At 74.4% G+C, this 3769-nt stretch carries 3 protein-coding genes; 1 reads left to right on the plus strand and 2 read right to left on the minus strand.

Annotated features, from left to right (window positions below; genetic code table 11):
• Together CRM73_RS18535 and CRM73_RS18540 are read right to left on the minus strand one after the other, a co-directional pair.
• Nucleotides 1-574: thiamine pyrophosphate-binding protein (locus tag CRM73_RS18535; RefSeq protein WP_370658573.1), on the minus strand; the 574-nt coding region annotated here is incomplete at its 3' end.
• Nucleotides 575-668: 94 nt separating this feature from the next.
• Nucleotides 669-2867: a PhoX family phosphatase gene (locus tag CRM73_RS18540; protein WP_229588712.1), complete on the minus strand. Its 2199-nt coding sequence runs from the start codon at nt 2865-2867 to the stop codon at nt 669-671.
• Nucleotides 2868-3243: 376 nt separating this feature from the next.
• Here CRM73_RS18540 and CRM73_RS18545 point away from each other — a divergent pair, with 376 nt between their 5' ends.
• Nucleotides 3244-3654, plus strand: coding sequence for a hypothetical protein (locus CRM73_RS18545; protein WP_229588713.1), 411 nt, complete (start codon nt 3244-3246; stop codon nt 3652-3654).
• Nucleotides 3655-3769: the final 115 nt, after the last annotated feature.

Raw genomic sequence — 3769 nt, forward strand, 5'->3', positions numbered from 1 at the left:
CCCGGGCCGCGAGCACCGGGCCGTCCTCCGGCGCGGGGTGCAGCGGCTCACGCAGGGCCACGTTGAGGTGGACCGGTCCCGCCGGCCGGGGCCCCTGCGGTCCACGGCCGGCCCGGGCGGCGAGGACCTCCTCGAGCCGGGCGGGCACGTCGTCGTCCGGGAGGAGGTCCACGGCGGCGCGCACGTGGTCGCCGAAGATCCCCGGCTGGCGGGTGGTCTGGTTGGCGCCGGTGCCCCGCAGCTCCGGCGGGCGGTCGGCGGAGAGCACCACGAGGGGCACCTCGGCGTGGTCGGCCTCCAGCACCGCGGGGAGCAGGTTGCCCACGGCCGTGCCCGAGGTGGTGAGCACCCCGGCCGGCCGGCCGGTGGCCCGTGCGATGCCGAGGGCGGTGAACGCCGCGCTCCGCTCGTCCACCCGCACGTGGACCTCGAGGGCCCCGGCGGCCTGGGCGGCCGCCGCGGCGTAGGCCAGCGGCGCGGACCGGGAGCCGGGGGCTACGACGAGGTGCCGCATCCCGGCGGCGACGAGCTCCTCCAGGACGGTGCGGGCGGTGTCGAGAGAGGGTGTGGTCACAGGAGACCAGGGTAGTCCGGGAACGCAGCGGTCCCCGGCCCGCCGCGGGGCGGGCCGGGGACCGGTGGGCTCCGGACGCCTCAGGAGGCGGGGCTCAGTAGGAGCGGGACGCGGTCCTCGCGGCCGCCTTCGTCTCCGCGGTGGCCTTGCCCTTGTAGCCGCGGTAGCGGGGCCCGCGCTCGCCGTTCTTGCGCCGCTTGTGCTGGTTGCGGCCGTGGCCCGGCCGGTCGTGGATCGCACCGGGGAACTCGGTCTCCCCGGCCCGGTCCACGGCGAAGACCTGGGCCACGGACGGCCGCGGCAGCGACCACTCGCCCTCACCCTGGCGGGTCTCCACCACGTAGTCCGGGAAGTAGGAGCGGGGCTCCTCGAAGGAGCCGTCCTCGCCCGGGTGCTGCACGGCCACGTAGACCATGCGCTCGCGGTCGTGGATCACGGGTCCGCAGGTCTCGGCGTCCTGCGGCACGGCGAGGAACTGCTCGACGTTGCCGCGCTCGCGCCCGGACAGTCCCACCTTGAACAGTCCGTCGTTGTAGCCGATGGTCCCCGGGGCGCCGTCCGTGGAGATCCACAGGTTGCCCTCCGAGTCGAAGGCCAGGTTGTCCGGGCAGGAGATCGGGGAGACCTTCTCCACCGGGTAGCCGGAGAAGTAGGAGGAGGCGTTCTTCGCCGGGTCCCCGGCGACGAGGAGGATGTTCCAGCCGAACTCGGTGGCGTCGGCACGGTGGTGACGCTCCGTGATCTCGATGACGTGCCCGTCGCGGTTCTGGGTGCGCGGGTTGGCCTCGTCCGGGCCGGCCTTGCCCGGGGTGCCGCGGTCGGTGTTGTTGGTCAGCGCCACGTAGACCTTGCCGGTGTGCGGGGAGGGCTCGACGTCCTCGGGGCGGTCCATCTTGGTGGCGCCGACCTGGTCCGCTGCCAGGCGGGTGAACACCAGGACCTCCTCCACGGACATGCCGGCCACGGCCGACTCCCCGTCCACCACCAGGGGCAGCCACTCGCCGGAGCCGTCGAACGCGCCGTCGGAGGGCAGCCGGCCGGAGCCGTCGATCTCGGCCGCGGTGTCCCCGGTGAACTTCGCGACGTACAGGTTGCCCTCGGAGAGCAGCGTCATGTTGTGGGGGCGGTCGCCCTCGACGTACTTCTGGGCGGAGACGAACTTGTAGAGGTAGTCGAAGCGCTCGTCGTCGCCGGAGTAGGCCACCACGGTGCCGTCCTCGGCCACGCGCACGTTGGCGCCCTCGTGCTTGAAGCGGCCCAGTGCGGTGTGCTTGACCGGGGTCGAGGCGGGGTCCTGGGGGTCGAGCTCCACGACCCAGCCGAACCGGTTCGGCTCGTTCTCGTAGCCCGGCAGGGTCGAGTCGAAGCGGGGGTCCACATCGTGCCAGCGCCGGCTCGGGGCCTCGGCGGCGATCCCGTAGCGCTTCTGCTCGGCGGAGCCGTTGCCCTTGAAGTACTGGTTGAAGTTCTCCTCGCCGGACAGGACGGTGCCCCACGGGGTGGTGCCGCCGGCGCAGTTGTTCTGCGTGCCGAGGACCACGGTGCCGGTCGGGTCGTCCTGCGTCCTCAGCAGCGCGGAGCCGGCGGCCGGGCCGTCCACGGCGAAGGGCGTGCTCAGGGTGATGCGCCGGTTGCGGGCTCCGCCGCGGACGTAGGTCCAGGGCCGGCCGGGGCCGGTGCGGGCGATCTCCACGACGGACATGCCGTGGGCGGCCATGGCCACCCGGGCCACCCGCTGGAGGTCGTCCTGCTGCTCGGCGGGGAACATGAGGTTCTCGTTGGTGTACTCGTGGTTGTTCACGAGCACTCCGCTGCGCCCGCCGCGGTCCTGGAGGATGTCCAGGTAGTCGCTGTTGTAGCCGAACTGGGCCGCCTGGGACTCCGGGGTCTGCCGGAGGGGGTCGAACTCCGGGGAGTCCTCGAACAGGGGGTCGCCCCAGCGGATGATCGGGGACCAGTCGAAGCCCTCGGGGACCGTGAGGTCGTCCACGGTGTTCGGCACGGGGGCGATGGGCGCGAAGGACAGCCCGGAGCGTCCGCGGCCGTGGGCCTGGGCGGCCTCCGGGGTGGCGCCGACGACGCCGACGGTCACGGCCGCCGCGGCGCCCAGGCCCAGGGCGGAGCGGCGGGACAGCGCCGCGCTCGCGATGTCGCGGAAGTAGCCGTTGCCGGAGGTGTTGCACTCCGGTCCGGCGCAGGCGCTGCCGCACTTGAGCTGGCACGTGACGGGGCTGCGCTTGCCGCGCGTGTGGCCGAGCAGGGGCAGGACGGTGCGCTTGGCGGTGTCGGTCATGGCTCTCCCAGGGGACGGGGCCCGCGGCGGACCGCGGTCGGGGAACGGGTGCTCCGCCACTGCACCACCGCCCGGTGAGGCCCCGGAGGCGGCCGTGCGAACCGCAGGTGAACGGGCAGTGTCCTGCCGGGGACCCATCCGCCCCTGATCAGCGGGTCCGTCCCGGGCCGAGTTCACTCAAAGAAACAATGCGCCGGCGGATTCCGCGGCCGTCCCGGTTCTGGGATGCTCGAGGCGTCAGGCCGTCCCATCCGTCCAGCGCCCCGGACCGTGACCGGGAACGTCCGGAAGACCCCCCTCCTTCTGCTCGATCCGCCCACGGGCCGTGCCGCCGCGGCGGCGGAGCCGGCCGGGACACCGGCGGAGGAGGCGCGCGATGCACACCGAACCAGAGAGGGGACTGCTGTCCCCGCGGGAGCACGGGGGGAACGTTCCGCACGAGCACGGCGCGCACGGGTACCGGCGTGCGGCCGTGGACTGCCTGAGCGTCCACCGCGCGTGGGACCTCCACCCCGGGGACTGCCTGCACGGGCGGATCATCGCCTCCGTCCGCGGGGTGGTGGGGCTCGCCTGCAGCCCCGTGGCGGTCTTCTCCTTCACGGGCGACGACCCCGAGCACACGGCCCAGACCCGGATCGGCGCCGCCCACCCCGACATGGAGCTCGGCTGCGACGACGTGTGGCGCGCCGCCCGGGCCTGGGTCCGGGGCCACGGGCTGCACGAGGGCGAGCCGGTGGACCTGGACCGGCTCCGGGCCGAGGTCCTGGGGGTCGCGGCTCAGGGGTGAGGCGCGACCCCGGCCAGGGCGTGCACGCGGCGCAGCCGCTCCAGCCACCACCGGCGCCGGTCGGCGGGCACGGCGTGGCGCGCCAGCAGCTCGGGGTCCGGGACCGCGTCCCGCA

It is taken from the genome of Kocuria sp. CCUG 69068, assembly GCF_020833785.1.
GTDB lineage: Bacteria > Actinomycetota > Actinomycetes > Actinomycetales > Micrococcaceae > Kocuria > Kocuria rosea.

What these genes read in the sequence shown, in the direction of transcription:
- CRM73_RS18540 (WP_229588712.1), bottom strand. Translation starts at nt 2,867, where the DNA reads ATGACCGACACCGCCAAGCGCACCGTCCTGCCCCTGCTCGGCCACACG.
- CRM73_RS18545 (WP_229588713.1), top strand. Translation starts at nt 3,244, where the DNA reads ATGCACACCGAACCAGAGAGGGGACTGCTGTCCCCGCGGGAGCACGGG.